This is a genomic window from Nonomuraea diastatica (assembly GCF_004349015.1).
GTDB lineage: Bacteria > Actinomycetota > Actinomycetes > Streptosporangiales > Streptosporangiaceae > Nonomuraea > Nonomuraea diastatica.
Map to the genome: position 1 here is coordinate 1 of NZ_SMKP01000395.1, position 1699 is coordinate 1699.

A 1699-nucleotide genomic window follows, 5' to 3' on the forward strand; every position below is an offset into this window, starting at 1 on the left:
AACGTCAGGAGGCCGAGGCCGGCCCGTCCCCGCTGCTCCCAGCCCTCCCCGTACGAGGTCAGCGCGACGCCCTCCAACTCGGCCAGGAACGCCCGCGCCGACTCCGGCCGGGCCACGGGGTCCTTGGCCAGGCCGTGCTCGACGATCGGCCGCAGCGGCTCGTCGACCTCCTCGACCGGAGGCGGGACGTACTGGTGCTGGTAGGCCAGGGCGGCGACGTCGGCCCCCAGGAAGGGACGATGGCCGGTCAGGCACTCGAAGAACACCAGCGTCGCGGCGTAGACGTCGGTCGCCGGGCCGGCCGGGGCCTCGTCCCACTGCTCGGGGGCCATGTAGGAGGGGGTGCCGACGAGGCCGGCCGTCTCGCCGAAGTGCGCCGCCACGCCGAAGTCGACGAGCTTGCTCTCGCCCTCCTGGGTGACGATCACGTTCTCGGGTTTGAAGTCCCGATGCACGACACCGCGCTCGTGCGCCTCGGCCAGCCCGAGCAGCGCCCCCTTCAGCACCACGAGCGCCGACTCCGCTCCGGTCCCGCCCTCGTGCTCCAGCAGCCGCCGGAGCGTGATGCCGTCGACCAGTTCCATCACGATGACGGCGTCGTCGCCGGCCTCGACGTAGTCCAGCACGCGGGCCGTGTGCGGGCTGTCGATCTCCTGGATCACCTGCGCCTCGGCCCTGAACCTGCCGGCGAACTCGTCGTCCTCGCGCAGCGGGTCGGACAGGTGCTTGATCGCGACGGCCAGCCCGTCGGAGTCGCGTACGGCGAGCATGACCCGCCCGGTCCCGCCGTGTCCGAGTTCCCGGATTTCGGTGTAGCCGGGAACTTCCATAGGGGACCTCCTGACCCGAAAAAGATCCTTATGTCAGGACGCTAACCCGGTGTAACGCCGTGTGTCGACCCTCTTCGCCCGAGTGACCGGGGCCCCTGCCGCAATCGGTATCCTTGCTCCTTCCTATAGTGCCTTTGTGGCGATCGACGATCATCTGCGTGAGTGGCTCGGCGCCTGGCCGCCCACGGAGAAATTCCAGGTCACCGGCTCCCGGCGGCGCACCCTGCCCGGCTGGGACGGCCAGATCTACCCGGCGCTCGGCATACGCACCCCGGACGGCGGCGTGCTGTCGGTGCCGCCGGAGCACGTGACCCGCGTGGCCGCCGCGCGGACGATGGCGGAGGTGCCCAAGATCGTCGGATACGCCGAGCGCAGCTGGTTCGAAGCCGTCTTCCGATGGACCACCCGCCCGGCCCCGCTGCGGGACGCCGGGCGGTGGCGGCCCGCCACCGCCCCCGGCGTGCCGGCCTGGCTGCACCCCTTCGGCGGGGAGGTCCTGGTGGCCACCGACCCCGGGACGGGCGAGCACCTGGCGGGGGTGGGGATCAAACGGCACGACGCGTACGGGCACGAGCTGTCGGTGGTGACGGCCCCGCCGGCGCGCGGGCGCGGGCTGGCCAGGCGGCTGGTGGCGCAGGCCGCCCGGCGGGTGCTGGACGAAGGGGCGGTGCCGACGTACCTGCACACCCTGGAGAACGACGCGTCGGCGGCCGTGGCGCGGGCGGCGGGTTTCCCCGCCCGGGGCTGGACGGCCTTCGGCGTCGCCGAGCGGTGAACGGCCCGCACCCCCGCCCATCCGCCTCGGAAACAACCGCCGGCCGCACGAGGCGTCCCGTCCAGACGGCCGGGCCAGGCAGGCCGGGCCAGGC

The 1699-nt window shown here is 73.2% G+C and carries 2 protein-coding genes; one reads left to right on the plus strand and one right to left on the minus strand.

The genetic code is table 11. From position 1 onward, the window contains the following. A partial coding sequence (locus tag E1294_RS51815; RefSeq protein ID WP_132520690.1) for a serine/threonine-protein kinase occupies positions 1 to 830 on the minus strand: 830 nt, incomplete at its 3' end. A 136-nt stretch (positions 831 to 966) separates the two neighbouring features. Between E1294_RS51815 and E1294_RS51820 the strand changes: the two genes are divergently transcribed. Next, positions 967 to 1605: a GNAT family N-acetyltransferase gene (locus E1294_RS51820; RefSeq protein ID WP_132520693.1), complete on the plus strand. Its 639-nt coding sequence runs from the start codon at positions 967 to 969 to the stop codon at positions 1603 to 1605. Positions 1606 to 1699 lie beyond the last annotated feature (94 nt).